Source organism: Kocuria tytonicola (genome assembly GCF_003687175.1).
Taxonomy (GTDB): Bacteria; Actinomycetota; Actinomycetes; order Actinomycetales; family Micrococcaceae; genus Kocuria; species Kocuria tytonicola.
This window is the reverse complement of the sequence record NZ_RDEX01000002.1, coordinates 1-16,544: the sequence shown is the minus strand read 5'-3', so window position 1 is coordinate 16,544 and position 16,544 is coordinate 1. Positions and strand designations below refer to the sequence as shown.

Below are 16,544 nucleotides of genomic sequence, written 5' to 3'. Positions count from 1 at the left end.
TGGAAGAGAGGTCTCAGGGGGCGGGCGGCAGGCGCAGCTCGGTCACCCGCACGGCCTCCGGCGTGGTGTCTGCGACCGTGGGCATCTGGGTGCCGGGAAGGGAGGCGGCCGCCGAGCCGTGGGCCACGGCGTGGCGCAGCCGCTCCTCGGGTGCGTCGCCGCGCTCGGCGGCCACGAGGTAGCCGGTCAGGGCGCTGTCACCGGCGCCCACCGTGGAGCGCACCGTGACGGGCTCGTGAACGGCGTGCCACGCCCCCTCGGGGGTGACGAGCACCGCGCCGCTGCCGCCCAGGGTGCACAGCACCGCACCCACGCCGCGGGCCACGAGGTCCCGCGCCGCGGACCCCGCCGCGAGCGGGTCCGCCTCGAGGGCGTCCCCGTCCGTGCGGCCCAGCAGCTGCGCGAGTTCGTGGCCGTTCGGCTTGACGACGTCCGGCAGCACCGCGGCCCCCGGGGCGAGCGCCTCGTGCAGCGGGGCGCCGGAGGTGTCCAGGGCGTACGACGGCGCCGCAGCGCCCAGTGCCCCGCGCACCCGCGCCGCGATCACGGCGTAGACGTCCGGGGCCGGCCCCGGGGGAACGGAGCCCGCGAACACGAGCCAGGACGCCCTCGCGCCGCGGCGCACGATCCGCTCCACGATCCGCTCCACCGTGTGCTCGTCCAGCTCCGGGCCGGGCTCGTTGAGCTTGGTGGTGGTCCCGTCCGGTTCCGTGACGGTGATGTTGGAGCGCACGGGCACCCCGATGGGGACGTTGTCGTAGCGCACCCCCGCCGCGTCCAGCGCGGTGAACAGCGGGTCCGCGGAGTCACCCGGGGCCACCGCCACGGTCTCCACGCCGCTCGCGGACAGCGCGCGCGAGATGTTCACGCCCTTGCCGCCGGGATCCTGCCGGGTGGCGCACGCGCGCTGCACCCTGCCCCGCTGCAGCGGAGCCGTCAGGTCCACCGTGCGGTCCACGGACGGATTGAGGGTCACGGTGATGATCATGCGAGGACCACTTCCACATCGGCGTCTTCGAGGGCTTGGGCCAGCTCCCCCGTGGGGGCCCGGTCCGTGATGAACGTGTCGATCTCCTCCAGGGAGCAGAACCGGGTCAGCGTCTCCCGGTCCTGCTTGCTGGCGTCGCACAGCACCACCACCCGGCGCGCGGCCCGCACGATCGCGGACTTCACCACGGCCTCGATGGGGTCCGGGGTGGAGAGTCCGAAGCGGGCGTGGGCGCCGTTGCAGCCCACGAACGCGAGGTCCGGGCGCAGCTGGTCGTAGTGCTGGGCCGCACGGGAGCCCGTGGCCGCCCAGGTGAGCTTGCGGATCCGCCCGCCCACCAGCTCCAGCCCCACACCCTCGGCGTCCGCGAGCTTGGCCGCGATGTGCAGGGCGTGGGTGATGACCAGCTGCTCCTGGCCGTTCGGCAGGCGGTTGTCCCGGTGCAGCAGCAGCTCCGCGAGCGCCTCCACGGTGGTCCCCGCGTCCAGCACCACCGCACCCGCTCCGGCCTGCTGCAGCAGTTCGAGCGCCTTCACCGCGATGCTGTGCTTCTCGGCGGTGGCCAGGCGCTGCCGGGAGTCCATGCCCTGCTCACCGCTCGTGGACTGGTCCACGGACACGGCCCCGCCGTGCACGCGGCGCAGCCGCCCCGCGGTCTCCAGCACCGCCAGATCCCGGCGGATGGTCTCCATGGTCACGCCGAAGCGCTGGGCCAGGTCCGCGCCGTTGACGCGGCGCTCGCGGCTCACGGTGCGCGCGATCTCCTCGTGGCGTTCTGCTGCGAACATGGTCCCCTCACGAACGGGTGCGACGGTGGTGGCGCTCCTGTGGATGTGAGCTTATGTCTGTTTATGTGGTTTTACTAGCCCCTGTTCCCACATCCGGTCGCATGACGCACGGTCCATCGACTCGATCCACCGGTTCCATCACCGCGTATATTGGGCCCGTCACCGGCTCCGGCCACGCTGCTCTGCGTCAGGATCGACCGTCATGCTGCTGCGTCTGCTGCGCACCTCTCTCCGCCCCTACATCCCCTGGGTGGTGGGCGTCCTCGTGTTCCAGCTGCTCTCCACGATCGCCACCCTCTACCTGCCGAGTCTCAACGCGCGCATCATCGACAACGGCGTGACACGCGGGGACACGGACTACATCTGGCGCACGGGCTCCGTGATGCTCGCGGTGGCCCTCGCCCAGGTGGTGGCGGCCGTCGTGGCCGTGTGGTGCGGCGCCCGCACCGCCATCGGGCTCGGCCGGGACCTGCGCGGCAGCGTGTACCGCCGGGTGGCCACGTTCAGCGCCCGGGAGGTCGGGACCTTCGGCGCGCCCTCGCTCATCACCCGCAACACCAACGACGTCCAGCAGGTCCAGATGCTCACCCTCATGGGGCTGAACTTCATGGTCATGGCGCCCATCATGTGCGTCGGCGGGATCGTCATGGCGGTGCGCGAGGACGCCGGCCTCTCGTGGCTGGTGTGGGTATCCATCCCCGTGATGGGCGTGCTCCTGGGCCTGGTGGTCTCCCGGCTCATGCCGTGGTTCCGCGTCATGCAGGAGCGCATTGACGGCATCAACGGGGTGCTGCGGGAGCAGATCACCGGCATCCGGGTGATCCGGGCTTTCGTGAAGGAGCCCTTCGAGACGCAGCGCTTCCAGCGGGCCAACCAGGACCTCACGGACATCTCCCTGCGGATCGGCGCGCTGTTCGTGCTGATGTTCCCGGTGATCAACATGGTCATGCACCTGGCCACCGCCGCGGTGCTGTGGTTCGGCGGGCACCGCGTTGACCAGGGCCAGATCGAGGTGGGCGCGCTGACGGCGTTCCTGCAGTACATGCTGCAGATCCTCATGGCCGTCATGATGGCCACCTTCATGTTCATGATGGTCCCGCGCGCCGTGGTGTGCGCCGAGCGGATCACCGAGGTGCTGGACACCGAGCCGAGCATGCACCCGCCCCGCCGACCCGCCACCGCACCCCGTCCGAAAGGACGGGTGCAGTTCCGGGATGTCTCCTTCCGCTACCCCGGCGCCGAGGAGCCCGTGCTGGACGAGATCGACTTCTCCGCAGAGCCCGGCCGCACGGTGGCCGTGGTGGGCGCCACCGGTTCCGGCAAGACCACGCTCGTGAGCCTCATCCCGCGCCTGCTGGACCCGGTCCGCGGCGAGGTGCTCCTGGACGGCGTCCCCCTGACCGAGTACGCCCCCGAGGACCTCGCCGGGCGGATCGGACTGGTCCCCCAGCGGCCGTTCCTCTTCTCCGGCACCGTGGCCAGCAACCTGCGCTTCGGCCGCGAGGACGCCACGGACGAGGAGCTGTGGGAGGCCCTGCGCGTGGCCCAGGCCGAGGACTTCGTCCGCGAGATGCCGCAGGGCCTGGACTCCCCCGTGTCCCAGGGCGGCACCAACGTCTCGGGTGGTCAGCGCCAGCGGCTCAGCATCGCCCGCGCCCTCGTGGCCCGCCCCTCCGTCTACGTCTTCGACGACTCCTTCTCAGCGCTCGACGTCGCCACGGACGCCCGCCTGCGCGCGGCCCTGCACCCCGTGACCCGCCACGCGACGGTCGTCACCGTGGCCCAGCGGATCTCCAGCATCACGGACGCGGACCTCATCCTCGTGCTCGAGCACGGGCGCATCATCGCCCGCGGCACCCACGAGGAGCTCGTGGCGCACAGCGAGACCTACCGGGAGATCGTCACCTCGCAGCTCTCGGCCGACCAGACCACCGGAGGCGAACTGTGAGCGAGACCCAGGAACCGGCCAGGAAGCCGCAGCGGTTCTGGCCCTCGGCCGTGCGGCTCGTGAAACTCATGGCCCCCCACAAGGCCGCGCTCGCTCTCGTGGTGGCCGCCGTGGTGCTCTCCGTGGTGTTCACCGTGTGGGCGCCACGAGTTCTGGGGCGCGCGATGGACGTGATCTTCGCGGGCGTGGTCGGCAGGTCCCTGCCCGCGGGGACCACCCAGGCGCAGGTGGAGGCCGGGATGCGCGCGCAGGGCCAGGACACCATGGCGGACATGATCTCCGCCATGGACCTCGTGCCGGGTCAGGGCGTGGACTTCACCCGGCTGGGCACGCTGATCCTCACCGTGCTCGCCATGTACACCGTGGCCTCCGTGCTCATGTGGCTGCAGGGCTACGTGCTCAACTTGGTGGTCATGCGCGTGGTCTACGACCTGCGGCAGAGCGTGGAGCGCAAGATCAACGCCCTGCCCCTGAGCTACTTCGACACCCGCCAGCGCGGGGACGTGATGTCCCGGGTGACCAACGACGTGGACAACATCCAGACGGCGCTGCAGCAGGCCTTCTCCCAGCTCGTGGAGAACGTCCTGATGGTGCTGGGGATCACCGTGATGATGTTCGTGGTCTCGTGGCAGATGGCCCTGGTGGCACTCGTGGCCCTGCCGCTGTCCGCGGTGGCCGCCGGGGTGATCGGCTCCCGCTCGCAGAAGATGTTCACGCAGCAGTGGCGGGCCACCGGCCGGCTCAACGGCCACATCGAGGAGTCGTTCTCCGGCCACGAGCTCGTGCACGCGTACGGCCGTCAGGCGCAGATGCAGGCGCAGTTCGACGAGCGCAACGAGGAGCTCTACCGGGCCGCGTTCGGCGCTCAGTTCCTCTCCGGCACGATCATGCCCGTGATGCAGTTCATCTCCTACCTCTCCTACGTGGGCATCGCCGTGATGGGCGGGCTGCGCGTGGCCACGGGCCAGCTGAGCCTGGGGGACGCCACGGCGTTCATCCAGTACTCCCGCGAGTTCACCCAGCCCCTGTCCCAGGTGGCGGGAATGGCCACCCAGCTGCAGTCCGGCATCGCCTCCGCGGAGCGCACGTTCGAGCTGCTCGACGCCACCGAGCAGGAGCCCGAGACCCCCACGCGGACGCTCCCCGCCCGGCTGCGCGGCGAGGTGCGCTTCGAGCACGTGGACTTCTCCTACGACAAGGCCGCCCTCGCCCAGGGGGCCCGCCCCATGATCGAGGACCTCACGTTCTGCGTGGAGCCCGGGCGCACCGTGGCGATCGTGGGACCCACGGGGGCGGGCAAGACCACCCTGGTGAACCTCGTGCTGCGCTTCTACGAGATCGACGGCGGCAGGATCACACTCGATGGCATCGACATCCGGGACCTCGCGCGCAGCGACCTTCGCTCCCAGGTGGGCATGGTGCTCCAGGACGCGTGGCTGTTCGGCGGGACCATCATGGAGAACATCCGCTTCGGACGCCAGGACGCCACGGACGATGAAGTGCTCGAGGCGGCCCGCGCCACGTACGTGGACCGTTTCGTGCGCGCCCTGCCGGACGGCTACGACACGCTGATCACCGAGGACGGCGCCTCCGTGTCCGCGGGCGAGAAGCAGCTGATCACGATTGCGCGTGCCTTCCTCTCCCAGCCGTCCCTGCTGATCCTGGACGAGGCCACCTCCGCGGTGGACACCCGCACAGAGCTGCTCGTGCAGAAGGCCATGGCGGCTCTGCGGGAGCAGCGCACGTCCTTCGTGATCGCACACCGGCTGTCCACCATCCGGGACGCGGACACGATCATCGTGATGCGGGCCGGGCGGATCGTGGAGCAGGGTTCGCACGAGCAGCTGATCGAGGCCCACGGAGCGTACGCCGCCCTCTACGAGGCCCAGTTCAACTCGCCCGAGCCCGAGCTGGACGCCGAGTCCGACCCCGCCACCTGATCCCCCGGAACACCCGCGGGTGGTCCGGGACGGTGGCAATCGGCAGGATCCCCGTCTACCGTGGTCGTCACGGTCCGCCTCACAGAATGGATGTCCTCGTGACCAACTTCGCCAATGTCGAACGCCGCCACCTCGCCGCCCTGCTGCGCCGCGTGGGGCCCGAGGCACCCACCCTGTGCGAGGGCTGGAACACCCGGGACCTCGCCGTGCACCTCGCCATCCGGGATGCCCGCCCGGATGCCGTGCCGGGAACGTTCGCTCCCAGGATTCCCGTGCTGGGCTCGCACGCCAAGACCGTGGACGCCCGGTACCGGCAGCTGCCGTGGGACGAGTTGGTGAACCTCGTGGAGCGCCCGCCACTGCACTCCCCCGGCCGGTGGTCCCCGCTGGACAAGCGCATGAACACCGGCGAGTTCTTCGTGCACCACGAGGACGTCCGCCGGGCGCAGCCCCAGTGGCACCCCCGCCAGCTGCTCAACGACGAGCAGAAGGCCCTGTGGTCCATGATCTCCTTCGGCGCACCCCTGATGCTGCGCCGGGAGAACGAGGCCGTGGTCCTGCTCGCCGCTGGTTTCGGGTCCGTACGCGGTGGCAAGAAGAACGCCCGGCGCGTGAAGATCGTGCGCGGTGAGCCCTCCGAGCTGCTGCTGTGGGCGTTCGGTCGCCAGGAGCAGGCGGACGTGGAGATCTCCCAGGAGTAGCCCAGCCCACCCACTCCACACGAGAGCGGCCGCACCCGAGTCCGGGTGCGGCCGCTCGTCCAGTATCATGGAGCGGTCCCTGCACCGTCTCGCGGCAGCCACCCCGGTGCACAGGGACCAGCGCACGCCTCCTTAGCTCAGTTGGCCAGAGCATCTGTCTTGTAAACAGAGGGTCGCCGGTTCGAATCCGGCAGGGGGCTCCACCCTTCCAGCACGAGACCCCCAGTGGAGAGCATGCTCTCCACCGGGGGTCTCGTGCTGGGCGGACCGCAGCCGCGGTGCTACTTCTTCTTCTCGTCCTTGGCCTTGGAGTCCTTGACCGTGGAGGCCTTGGCCTTCGCGTCCTTGGCGTCGATGGCCTTCTGCAGGGTGTCCGAGAACTTGCCCTTCTCGTACCGTGCCCCGTCCACGAAGATCGAGGGGGTCCCGGCCACACCGTTGGTCACGGACTCGCGGGTGGCCACGTTGACCATGGGCCGGTAGGTGTTCTCGTCCAGGTCGTCCGCGGTGATGCTGGCGCCGTGCTTGTTGGCGATGTCCGCGATCTCCTGGTTGCTCAGCCCGCCGCTGCCCTGGTGGGTGAACATCTCCTGGGAGAACTCCATGTACTGGTCGGGGCTGACCTGCTCCGCCACGAGGTAGGCGGCGTTCGCCGAGCGGGACGAGTACTGGTCCGGGGTGGCCTTGTCCAGGAAGTTGAGGTTGCGGTACTCCACCTCCACCTTGCCGGCGTCCACGGCCTTCTTGATGGCGTCCGCGTTCTCCTTCTCGAAGTCGGCGCAGTGCACGCACTCGAAGTCCTGGAGGATCACGAGCTGCACGGGCTTGCCGTTGGTAGCGGCCTTGTCCTTGTCCACCACGCCCAGCGGGGTCTTGGACGTGTCCGGCTCCTCGGGGGCCGGCGGCAGGGTGGAGAGGTCACGCTCCTTCACGTCGGACGTGTTCTGCGCAATCCTCTCCTTGTTCAGGGTGATCCCGCCGTACTGGTTGGCGCTCGCGGGCACGGGCCCGGACTCGGGGATCTTGGCCTTGCTGTTCTGCCACACCACGAGCCCGATGATGAGGGCGATGGCGAGCACGAGCGCGACGATCCCGAGGATCAGTCCGAGCGGCCTGCCGCTGCTGCGCCGGGACTGCCTGTCCGCGATCTGCCGGGCGCGCTCGCGGGCGTCCGCGGCCGAGGAACCGGCGGTGTTGTTCTTCGAAGCCATGGGGGGCTGGTGTCCTTCCAATGGGCGGGACGGAGGTGTCGGTGATCCGCCCTCAGGGTACCCGGCCGGGGTGCCCGTCTCGACCCGGCCGGCTCCCGGGTGCGCGCTCGCGAGGAGGCGCCGTGCGGCGTCGAGCGCGGCACTGCGGGCCCCGCTGCGCCCCGCACCCGGAGCCCGGGCACCGTGTCCGGGGGATGGCGGTGCCGGCCCCCGGGCCACAGCATCAGCCGTCCCGGTCCCGGTGACGACGACGCCGCGCGGCCACCGGGCGCACATAGACTGGTCCGGACACGCCGCCCCGGGGAAGGATGCCAGCATGAGCGCAGAACAGTCTTTGGAAGAGGTCACCATCCCGCGGGACGGCTACGACTTCGTCGTGGTCTCCAACCGGCTGCCCGTGGACCGGGACGTGGCGGAGGACGGCAGCAGCTCGTGGCGCCGCTCCCCCGGCGGACTGGTGAGCGCACTCGCCCCCGTGATGGCGCAGCGCGAGGGCGCGTGGGTGGGGTGGCACGGCGCGCCGGACGAGACGCTCGAGGCGTTCGACCACGACGTCTTCCACCTGGTCCCGGTCTCCCTCTCGGAGCTCGAGGTGAAGCGGTACTACGAGGGGTTCTCGAACGCCACGCTGTGGCCGCTGTACCACGACGTGATCGCCTCGCCGGAGTTCCACCGCACGTGGTGGTACGCCTACCGCCGTGTGAACGAGAGGTTCGCCCGGATGGCCGCACAGACGGCTTCCGAGGGCGCCACCGTGTGGGTGCAGGACTACCAGCTGCAGCTCGTGCCCCGCATGCTGCGCCGGCTGCGCCCGGACGTGACCATCGGTTTCTTCAACCACATCCCGTTCCCTCCCACCGAGATCTTCTCCCAGCTGCCGTGGCGGAAGGCCGTGCTGGAGGGGCTCACGGGCGCGGACCTGATCGGCTTCCAGCGCCCCGGTGACGCACAGAACTTCCAGCGCTGTGTGCGCAGGTACCTGGGGGTGCAGTTCACCAAGGGGGTCGCGCGGTTCAGCGAGAGCACCGCGGGCGGGGAGGAGACCACCTGGACCGTGAACGCGGGGTCCTACCCCATCTCGATCGACGTGGACTCCATCAAGGAGCTCGCCGACGACCCCTCGGTGCAGGCCCGGGCGCGGGAGATCCGGGAGGAGCTCGGCAACCCGGAGACCATCTTCCTGGGCGTGGATCGCCTGGACTACACCAAGGGCATCCGCCACCGCATCAAGGCGTACGGGGAGCTGCTGCACGACGGTGAGCTCTCCGTCGAGGACTCCGTGCTGATCCAGGTGGCCAGCCCGTCCCGCGAGCGCGTGGACTCCTACCGCCAGCTGCGCGAGCTCGTGGAGGGCATGGTGGGCCGGATCAACGGCCAGTACGACACCATCTCCCACACGGCCATCCGCTACCTGCACCACGGCTACCCGTTCGAGGAGATGGTGGCGCTCTACCTGGCCGCGGACGTCATGCTGGTGACCGCGCTGCGGGACGGGATGAACCTCGTGGCCAAGGAGTACGTGGCCGCGCGCCGGGACAAGACGGGCGCGCTCGTGCTCTCCGAGTTCACGGGGGCCGCCGAGCAGCTCAAGCAGGCCGTCCTGGTGAACCCGCACGACATCGACGGCCTCAAGGAGGCCATGCTCCACGCCCGGGACATGCCCGCCACGGAGGCCCGCAAGCGCATGGCCTCGATGCGCCGCCAGGTCCTCACCCACGACGTCGTGGACTGGTCCCACCGCTTCCTGGAGGACCTCGCGTCCCACGCCCGCTCATCCGCCGACGCCGCCGGGTCCGGCAGCGGGGGCCCCTTCGGCTCCCAGCAGGGTTCCGACCGCTCCTCCGCCCAGGGTTCCCAGGACGGCGCGGGCGGCTCCGGTGGCAACGCCCCGGACGGGGACGGCTCCGGCGCGCGGGCGGGACACGATGGCTGACGCCCGCGGAGCAACCGGTTCCGCCGCCGAGGTGGCTGCCGCACGGCGCAGGGGCCCCGCTCCTGACGATTCTCTCTCCCAGGCCCTCGCCGCTGCGGCGGCCTCTGACTGCCTGCTCGTGGCCCTGGACTTCGACGGCACCCTCGCCCCCTTCACACAGGACCCGGCGGACTCCCGCCCGCTCCCGGCCGCCCAGCAGGCCCTGGATGCCCTCGTGGCGCTGCCGCGCACCACCGTGGCGGTCGTCTCCGGGCGCCCGCTCGACTTCCTGCGCACCGTGGTGGACCCGCAGCGCCGCATGGTCCTCTCCGGCTCGCACGGCGCCGAGGTGGACCTCGGGCCCACGGCCCAGGGCCACGGCGGCAGCGGGATCGAGCTGAGCGCCCCGCAGCGCGAGCTGCTGGACCGTGCGGTGGCAGCCACCCGCCGTCTCGTGTCCCGTCACCCGGGTTCCCACACGGAGCTCAAGCCCGCGGGCGTGGCCTTCCACACCCGACCCCTGCGAGACCCGGTCGAGGCGGAGCGCGCGCTGGCAGAGATGGCGCAGGAGTACTCCCGGCTGCCGGGGCTGCGGGTCACCCCCGGTGAGCACGTGCTCGAGTGCTCGGTGCTGAGTGCCACCAAGGGGGACGGGCTCGCCGCCATCCGTTCGGCGGTCCGCCCGGACGCCACGGTCTTCGCCGGTGACGACGTCACGGACGAGGACGCCCTCGCGGTCCTCGGCCCTCGGGACCTGGGCATCAAGGTGGGACCCAAGGACACCGTGGCCCCGTGGCGGGTGGCGGACCCCGAGGCGCTGGCCACCGCGCTCGGTCGTCTGGCGCGCGAACGCTCGAGGCTGTTCGGGTCACGCCCCGGCACCGGCCCTGCGGGTGTCGCGGGCGGCGGCTCGACGGGCACCCCCCTGAGATGACCCCTCCCCCGCCCCCCGACGACGCCGCGGCGTCGTCCGCTCCGCACGCGTCCCCCGGCGTGTCCATCAACACGGCGTTCCCGGACCCGGGTCTGCTGGAGCTGCCCTGGGAACTGCCCCTGGAGGACTGGCCCTCCGAGGTGCTCGCCGCGTATCCGCGGGGCCTGTCCCGGCACGTGGTGCGCTTCGCACGCGTGGGTGAGCGCGTCGTCGCCGTCAAGGAGACCACCGCACGCTACGCGCGCCGTGAGTACGGTCTCCTGCGCACCCTGCAGCGCATGGGCACTCCCTCCGTGGTGCCGGACTCGGTGGTCACGGACCGGTTCTCGCCGGACGGGGACGCGCTGCCCGCGGCGCTCGTGACGGACCACCTCAGCTTCTCGCTGCCCTACCGCGCGATCTTCGAGCAGGTCCCCGCCAGGGACACCATCGAGCGCCTCGTGGACGCGCTGGCGCTGCTGATCGTGCAGCTGCACCTCTCCGGCTTCTACTGGGGGGACGTGTCCCTGTCCAACACCCTGTTCCGGCGGGATGCCGGGACCTTCGCCGCCTACCTGGTGGACGCGGAGACCGGTGAGCTGCACCCGGAGCTCACCCGCGGGCAGCGGGGATACGACATCGACCTCGCCCGGACCAACGTGGCCGGGGAGGTCATGGACCTGCTGGCCGGGGAGCACATGCAGCGACGGCTCGAGGAGGCGGGGGTGGACCCGGCCTCCGTGGACCCGTTCGTGATCTCGCAGCGGCTCGTGGAGAGCTACGAGGGGCTGTGGGAGGAGCTCACCGCCACCGAGACGTTCTCCGTGGGCGAGCGCTGGCGCGTGCAGGCCCGGGTGCAGCGGCTCAACGAGCTCGGCTTCGACGTGGAGGAGGCCTCCCTGGACTCCGACAGCGCCGGGCAGGTCCACCTCCGCCCGCGCGTGGTGGAGGCGGGCCACCACAGCCGCCGCCTGCTGCACCTCACCGGGCTGAACACCCAGGAGAACCAGGCGCGGCGCATCCTCACCGACATCGACCAGTTCGGGCGGGCCCTGTACCCCGGTCTGCCCGAGGACCTCACGGCCCAGCTGTGGATGCGCGAGATCTTCGTCCCCATCATGTCCGCGATCCCCGCCGACCTGCGCCGCAAGCGCGAGCCCGCGCAGATCGTCCACGAAGTTCTGGAGCACCGATGGTTCATGTCCGAGAGCGCGGGCAAGGACATCCCCACGGAGACCGCGGCCGAGGACTACGTGCGCTCCTACCTGGCGGAGCGTCCGGACGAGCGCGACGTCTTCTGAGCCGGCCGTGCGGCGTCGTCCTCCCGGGGCGGCGAACCCGCCAGCGGTGTGCCCGGAGCCTGCGGGCCAGGGATCCACGTGCCCCGGCCCGGCGTGACCGGGCTCGACGTGCCGGGGGTCGCGATCTGGTCCGCGAGCGCACGGTGCACCCGTTCGGTCCAGCGCTCGTCGAGGGAGCCGTAGCGGGCCAGGTGGGCGTAGGCCGAGCCCAGGATGAAGTCGATCACCATGTCCAGGTCCACGGCCGCCCGGATCGCCCCGCGCTGCTGCTCGAGCTGGAGGACGGCGCGCAGCGCGTTCATGCGCGGGCGCACCACGGAGGCGCGCAGCACCCGCGAGGTGGCCGAGTTCGGGTCCTGCAGGAGGGTGATGGCCACTCCCACGCCCATGTCCCGCAGCAGGACGTCCACCGCGGCCGTGAGGGCCTGCTCCCAGCCGGCGTCCTCGGGAAGCACGTGGGCCACGGGCGTGGTGTGCTGCAGCGCGGCCTCGAGAAGCTGCGTGCTGTTGTCGTAGCGGCGGTAGATCGAGGTCTTGGCCACGCCGGTCAGGGTGGAGACGGCCTCGATGGTCACCCGCTGCGGGCCGCCCTCGCGCAGCAGCCTGAGGGCACCGGCGACAATCTTGCGGTCGGTGCGCGCGGTGCGCGGGTCCACGGACGGCGCGGGGTCGGGGGTGGCTGCCATGGGAACCTCCGGGGCCTGGAACGGGGAGCGTCGACGCTGGTGGGACCGGCTGCGCTACGATCACCGTAGTGTATCTTGGGAGCATGCTTACCGCTCTCGTGACCGGTGGGACGTCAGGCATCGGTGCCGCGTTCGCCCGCTCCCTCGCCCGCAGGGGCTTCGATCTGGTCCTGGTTGCACGGGACGAGCCCCGCCTCGTCCAGACCGCGCACGAGCTCGCCGCGGAGCACGGCGTGCACGTGGAGACCCTCACCGCGGACCTCGCCGTGCGGGAGGACCTGCTCCGGGTCGCGCAGCGGCTCGAGGACACCGCCCACCCCGTGGACATGCTCGTGAACAACGCGGGCTTCTCGGTGAAGACCCGTTACACGGACGAGGACACCACCCAGCACGAGGCAGGCTTCGAGGTCATGTGCGCCGCCGTGCGGCGCCTGTCCGCGGCCGCGGCGCGCGCGATGACCGTTCGCGGGTCGGGCTGGATCGTGAACGTGTGCTCCGTCTCCGGCCTGGTGACCATGGGGGAGTACTCGGCGATCAAGGCGTACACCACCTCCATGACGGAGTCCCTTGCGGTGGAGCTGCACGGCACGGGCGTCCAGGTGACCGCGCTGCTGCCCGGCTGGGTCCGCACCGAGTTCCACAGCCGCGCCGGCATCTCCGGCTCCTCCATCCCGGACTTCATGTGGCTGGATGCGGACCGCCTTGTGGAGGAGGCCCTCGCGGACATCGCCCGCGGCAAGGTGCTCTCCGTACCGTCCCTGCGCTACAAGGCCGTGGTCACCGCGCTGCGCCACCTCCCCCGCCCCACCGTGCGCTGGGTCTCCCGCAAGATCTCCGGGGTCCGGCGCCACGAGCTCCAGGCCTGATCACGTGTCACCGTCCCAGGACCCGGCCGCCGAACGTCCCACGGAGCGCACCGGACGACGCCGCCAGCACACTCCGCCCGAGCCGCACCCCCGTGTGCTGGACTCGCTCGAGGGCCCTGCGGGCCCGCCGGACCCCCATCCCCCGGCTCCACCCGCCGAGTCCGCGCCCCTCACCGCCGCCCACTACACGCAGCCGGTGCGCCGCATCGTCCGCCGGATCGTGCAGGGAGTGTTCTTCCGGGGACTCGTGAACCGCACGATCACCCGCACGAACGTGGTGGACCCCGCCGCGTACGGGGTCAAGGGAACGTGCGTGGTGGTGGCCAACCACTCGAGCCACCTGGACGCTCCCCTCGTGATGAGCGGCGTCCCCCGGTACATCTCCCGCGACCTGGCCACCGGGGTGGCTGCGGACTACTTCTTCACCACGTGGTACAAGAAGTTCTTCACCCAGCTGATGTTCAACGCATTCCCCGTGGACCGGAGGGGAGAGGGTGCAAACCGGGGGCTGTCGAAGAAGCTGCTCGCCGCCGGTGTCCCTCTGCTGCTCTTCCCGGAGGGCACCCGCTCCAAGACGGGCAAGATGGCGCGTTTCCAGGTGGGCGCGGCGTCGTTGGCACTGTCCACCCAGGTGCCCGTGGTCCCCGTGGCGCTGATCGGCGCGCACGAGGCGATGCCGCGCGGCGCCAACTGGCCGCGCCCTGGCCGCCCGCCGGTCGTCGTGGCCGTGGGGGCCCCGCTGCGGGCCCGCGGCAACGAGAAGGCGGACGCCTTCAACGAGCGCGTCGAGGCAGCCGTGCGCGCCCTGTACGCGGCCAACCGATACCGCATCCAGGACTAGCGGCAGCCCCCGGCAGTCCGACGACCCACTCCACGGCAACCACGGCCGAGGAGGTCATGGTGCAACGGGGGCCACGTCCCGGCCCCGCACCCGCGACCGGTCCGACCGCGGCCCGGGGCGCGGGCGCCTCCGCTCCCCGGAGGCAGCACTCTTCTCAACGGGTTGTCACGTCGTTCGCATGCCGTCGCGCGGCCTCCGCGTACCAGTCCAGCACCTCCGGGTCCTCTGCCGTCGCACGGTTGAGCGAGCTCGGGTCCGCCCCCTGGTACAGCTTTTTCACGGGAATCTCCAGGAGCTTGCCGGTGCGTGTTCTCGGGACGGCGGGAGCCTCGATGATCTCGTCCGGAACGTAACGCGGGGAGACCTGCTCCCGGATCGCGTCCACAATGCGCTGCTTCAGCTGATCGGTGACTCCCGTACCGGGAACGGGTACCACGAACAGCGGCATGTAGTAGTCCCCGCCCGCCAGTTCCGCACCGATCACCATGGAGGCGGCCACCCCGTCCACGCGGTCCACGACGTGGGTGAGGTCCGCGGACCCCATCCGGATGCCACCGCGGTTGATGGTCGAGTCGGAGCGGCCGTGCACCACGAACGGTCCCTCCGGCAGCTGGGTCACCCAGTCTCCCTGGCGCCAGGCGCCGGGGAACATGTCGAAGTAGGCGGCACGGTACCGCGAGCCGTCCTCATCACCCCAGAAGAAGACCGGCATGCTCGGCATGGGCTTGGTGATCACCAGCTCGCCCACCTCGCCGTACACGCGCTCTCCCTGGGCGTTCCACGACTGCGCGTCCACGCCGAGGTACGGGCCCATGATCTCGCCCCGGTACACGGGCTGGTACGGGTTCGTGCCGATGAACGCACTCGTGACGTCCGTGCCTCCCGAGTCGGAACCGAGCCGCACGGTCGGTGACACCGAGGAGTAGACCCAGTCCCATGTGGCGTCCGGAAGAGGCGACCCCGTCACCAGGATCGACTCCAGCGCCGAGAAGTCCATGCTCACGTTCGGGGTCACCCCGGCACGCTGCGCCATGGACAGCACGCCGGCACCCGCGCCGAAGAACGTGGCACGGTTCCGGGCGACGATCTCGAAGGACTTCTCCGGGCCGCCGAACGTGGGCGACCCGTCGTAAGTGATCACCCGAGCGCCCGTGAGCAGGATCCCAGCCAGCATGTTCCACACCATCCAGGTGGTGGCCACCGCGTAGTAGGCCACGTCCTCGGGGCCCAGACCGGCGTGGAGCCCCAGGGCTTTCAGGAACTCGAGCGTGACGCCACCGTGGGAGTGGACAATCCCTTTAGGTTTACCCGTGGTGCCCGACGAGTAGAGGATCCACAGGGGGTGGTCGAACGGAAGCTGTTCGTAAGAAGGATCGGAGGGCACCGCGAGGATGTCGGAGAGCCGCGTGACACCAACCGGAAGCTCTGGGAGCACGGGCGATGACTCCAGCTGGTCAACCACGATGAGTTGCTCCACGGTGGGAAGCACGGTCAGCAGCGCCGCATAGGACCCGGTCATGTCACGCACGGACCCCGCGAACTCGTAGCCGTCCACCACGAGCAGCACCCGCGGTTCGATCTGCGCAAACCTGTCCGCGACACCCGCGGGACCGAAGTCCGTGTTGACCACGGACCAGACGGCCCCCACCGAGGCCGTGGCCAGAAGCGCCAGGATCGTCTCGGGGATGTTGGGGAGTACACCCGCCACGCGATCCCCGGGGCGCACGCCGGCTTTTCGCAGATGCTGGGCCAGCGAGGCCACGCCCGCTTCGAGCCGGGTCCACGTCCACGCCCCCGCCCGGGCCGTCTCGTGCTCTCCCACGATCGCAACATCGTCCGGTCGGCTCCGTGCCCAGCGCAACGAGTTCTCCGCGTAGTTCAAGCGCGCACCGGGGAACCACCGCGCTCCCGGCATCACGGGATCGTGGAGGGCGCGCGCGCCGGTGGAGGACGCCTCCACCTCGAAGAACTCCCACACGCCCCGCCAGAACTCGTCCGGCTGATCCACCGACCAGGTATGCAACACCTCGAAACCAGAAAGATCCCTCTCGAACCGCTTCTCCGCCCACCGGGCGAAGCCGGCCATCCGAGACCGGCACACCGATTCCTCGGTGGGTGACCACAGGAGGGCACGCTGTCCCTCGTCCGACCCCTGAGACATGATCTGGTCCTCCCCGTGACCGCAGCCTCCTCTTTGAGGCAGCACGTGGTGGAAACCTACCAGCCGCGGGGCCGCCCTGCCTCAATGGGGAGCGCTGGAAAGGCTCAAGCGCCACCAGCGGTACCCAGCTGAGTCATGGAGTCACGGGTGCCGGCGTTCATCGAGCCGGGCGCGAGCCTGCTGTTAAATGTGGGGAGGCCCCACACCATTGCTGGTGTGGGGCCTCGACCCTCTTTTCTGACGTGTATTCCGGCGGTGACTTACTCTCCCACACCCTACCGAGTGCAG

General features: G+C 70.7%; 13 protein-coding genes and 1 tRNA gene. 9 read left to right on the top strand and 5 right to left on the bottom strand.

The window, feature by feature from the left end; all coding sequences use genetic code 11:
- Positions 1-13 precede the first annotated feature (13 nt).
- Positions 14-988 carry a 1-phosphofructokinase family hexose kinase gene (locus EAE32_RS08360; protein ID WP_121864859.1) on the bottom strand — a complete coding sequence of 325 codons (975 nt, stop codon included), beginning with the start codon at positions 986-988 and terminating at the stop codon, positions 14-16.
- Entirely contained in the window at positions 985-1,776 is a 792-nt protein-coding gene (locus tag EAE32_RS08355; RefSeq protein WP_121845548.1) for a DeoR/GlpR family DNA-binding transcription regulator, read from the bottom strand. The genes EAE32_RS08360 and EAE32_RS08355 overlap by 4 nt, the downstream gene beginning before the upstream one ends.
- 202 nt (positions 1,777-1,978) lie before the next feature.
- Between EAE32_RS08355 and EAE32_RS08350 the strand changes: the two genes are divergently transcribed.
- The 4 genes from EAE32_RS08350 to EAE32_RS08335 all read left to right on the top strand — a co-directional run bounded on the left by EAE32_RS08350 (position 1,979) and on the right by EAE32_RS08335 (position 6,568).
- Positions 1,979-3,724 (top strand): ABC transporter ATP-binding protein, encoded by a 1,746-nt coding sequence (locus EAE32_RS08350; protein WP_121845547.1) that lies wholly within the window; start codon positions 1,979-1,981, stop codon positions 3,722-3,724.
- On the top strand, positions 3,721-5,664 hold the full coding sequence (locus EAE32_RS08345) for an ABC transporter ATP-binding protein (RefSeq protein ID WP_121845546.1): 1,944 nt from the start codon (positions 3,721-3,723) through the stop codon (positions 5,662-5,664). Before EAE32_RS08350 ends, EAE32_RS08345 begins: the two co-directional genes overlap by 4 nt.
- A gap of 98 nt (positions 5,665-5,762) precedes the next feature.
- Positions 5,763-6,365 carry a TIGR03085 family metal-binding protein gene (locus EAE32_RS08340; protein WP_165860335.1) on the top strand — a complete coding sequence of 201 codons (603 nt, stop codon included), beginning with the start codon at positions 5,763-5,765 and terminating at the stop codon, positions 6,363-6,365.
- Positions 6,366-6,491: 126 nt separating this feature from the next.
- Positions 6,492-6,568: transfer RNA gene (locus tag EAE32_RS08335), tRNA-Thr, on the top strand.
- Positions 6,569-6,646: 78 nt separating this feature from the next.
- Here EAE32_RS08335 and EAE32_RS08330 read toward each other — a convergent pair.
- Positions 6,647-7,576, bottom strand: coding sequence for a DsbA family protein (locus tag EAE32_RS08330; RefSeq protein WP_121864858.1), 930 nt, complete (start codon positions 7,574-7,576; stop codon positions 6,647-6,649).
- A 316-nt stretch (positions 7,577-7,892) separates the two neighbouring features.
- Between EAE32_RS08330 and EAE32_RS08325 the strand changes: the two genes are divergently transcribed.
- The 3 genes from EAE32_RS08325 to EAE32_RS08315 are packed head-to-tail and all read left to right on the top strand — an operon-like array spanning position 7,893 to position 11,702.
- Positions 7,893-9,509 (top strand): alpha,alpha-trehalose-phosphate synthase (UDP-forming), encoded by a 1,617-nt coding sequence (locus EAE32_RS08325; protein WP_243635655.1) that lies wholly within the window; start codon positions 7,893-7,895, stop codon positions 9,507-9,509.
- Entirely contained in the window at positions 9,502-10,422 is a 921-nt protein-coding gene (gene otsB / locus EAE32_RS08320) for a trehalose-phosphatase (protein ID WP_121865026.1), read from the top strand. The genes EAE32_RS08325 and otsB overlap by 8 nt, the downstream gene beginning before the upstream one ends.
- A complete protein-coding gene (locus EAE32_RS08315) occupies positions 10,419-11,702 on the top strand; it encodes a DUF4032 domain-containing protein (protein WP_121864857.1) in 1,284 nt (427 codons plus the stop codon). Before otsB ends, EAE32_RS08315 begins: the two co-directional genes overlap by 4 nt.
- Here EAE32_RS08315 and EAE32_RS08310 read toward each other — a convergent pair.
- Entirely contained in the window at positions 11,663-12,388 is a 726-nt protein-coding gene (locus EAE32_RS08310; RefSeq protein ID WP_121846838.1) for a TetR/AcrR family transcriptional regulator, read from the bottom strand. The genes EAE32_RS08315 and EAE32_RS08310 overlap by 40 nt on opposite strands.
- A gap of 83 nt (positions 12,389-12,471) precedes the next feature.
- On the opposite strand from EAE32_RS08310, the gene EAE32_RS08305 reads away from it, so the two are divergent.
- Complete coding sequence (locus EAE32_RS08305; protein WP_121846839.1) at positions 12,472-13,254, top strand: SDR family NAD(P)-dependent oxidoreductase; 783 nt, start codon at positions 12,472-12,474, stop codon at positions 13,252-13,254.
- A 4-nt stretch (positions 13,255-13,258) separates the two neighbouring features.
- A complete protein-coding gene (locus EAE32_RS08300; protein WP_243635654.1) occupies positions 13,259-14,095 on the top strand; it encodes a lysophospholipid acyltransferase family protein in 837 nt (278 codons plus the stop codon).
- A 154-nt stretch (positions 14,096-14,249) separates the two neighbouring features.
- Here the strand turns inward: EAE32_RS08300 and EAE32_RS08295 are convergent, their stop codons facing one another.
- Positions 14,250-16,256: an acetoacetate--CoA ligase gene (locus EAE32_RS08295; protein ID WP_121864856.1), complete on the bottom strand. Its 2,007-nt coding sequence runs from the start codon at positions 16,254-16,256 to the stop codon at positions 14,250-14,252.
- Between the last annotated feature and the right edge of the window lie 288 nt (positions 16,257-16,544).

Coding starts and splice junctions, on each gene's coding strand:
- EAE32_RS08360 (WP_121864859.1), bottom strand. CDS start 988: ATGATCATCACCGTGACCCTCAATCCGTCCGTGGACCGCACGGTGGAC.
- EAE32_RS08355 (WP_121845548.1), bottom strand. CDS start 1,776: ATGTTCGCAGCAGAACGCCACGAGGAGATCGCGCGCACCGTGAGCCGC.
- EAE32_RS08350 (WP_121845547.1), top strand. CDS start 1,979: ATGCTGCTGCGTCTGCTGCGCACCTCTCTCCGCCCCTACATCCCCTGG.
- EAE32_RS08330 (WP_121864858.1), bottom strand. CDS start 7,576: ATGGCTTCGAAGAACAACACCGCCGGTTCCTCGGCCGCGGACGCCCGC.
- EAE32_RS08325 (WP_243635655.1), top strand. CDS start 7,893: ATGAGCGCAGAACAGTCTTTGGAAGAGGTCACCATCCCGCGGGACGGC.
- otsB (WP_121865026.1), top strand. CDS start 9,502: ATGGCTGACGCCCGCGGAGCAACCGGTTCCGCCGCCGAGGTGGCTGCC.
- EAE32_RS08315 (WP_121864857.1), top strand. CDS start 10,419: ATGACCCCTCCCCCGCCCCCCGACGACGCCGCGGCGTCGTCCGCTCCG.
- EAE32_RS08310 (WP_121846838.1), bottom strand. CDS start 12,388: ATGGCAGCCACCCCCGACCCCGCGCCGTCCGTGGACCCGCGCACCGCG.
- EAE32_RS08305 (WP_121846839.1), top strand. CDS start 12,472: ATGCTTACCGCTCTCGTGACCGGTGGGACGTCAGGCATCGGTGCCGCG.
- EAE32_RS08295 (WP_121864856.1), bottom strand. CDS start 16,256: ATGTCTCAGGGGTCGGACGAGGGACAGCGTGCCCTCCTGTGGTCACCC.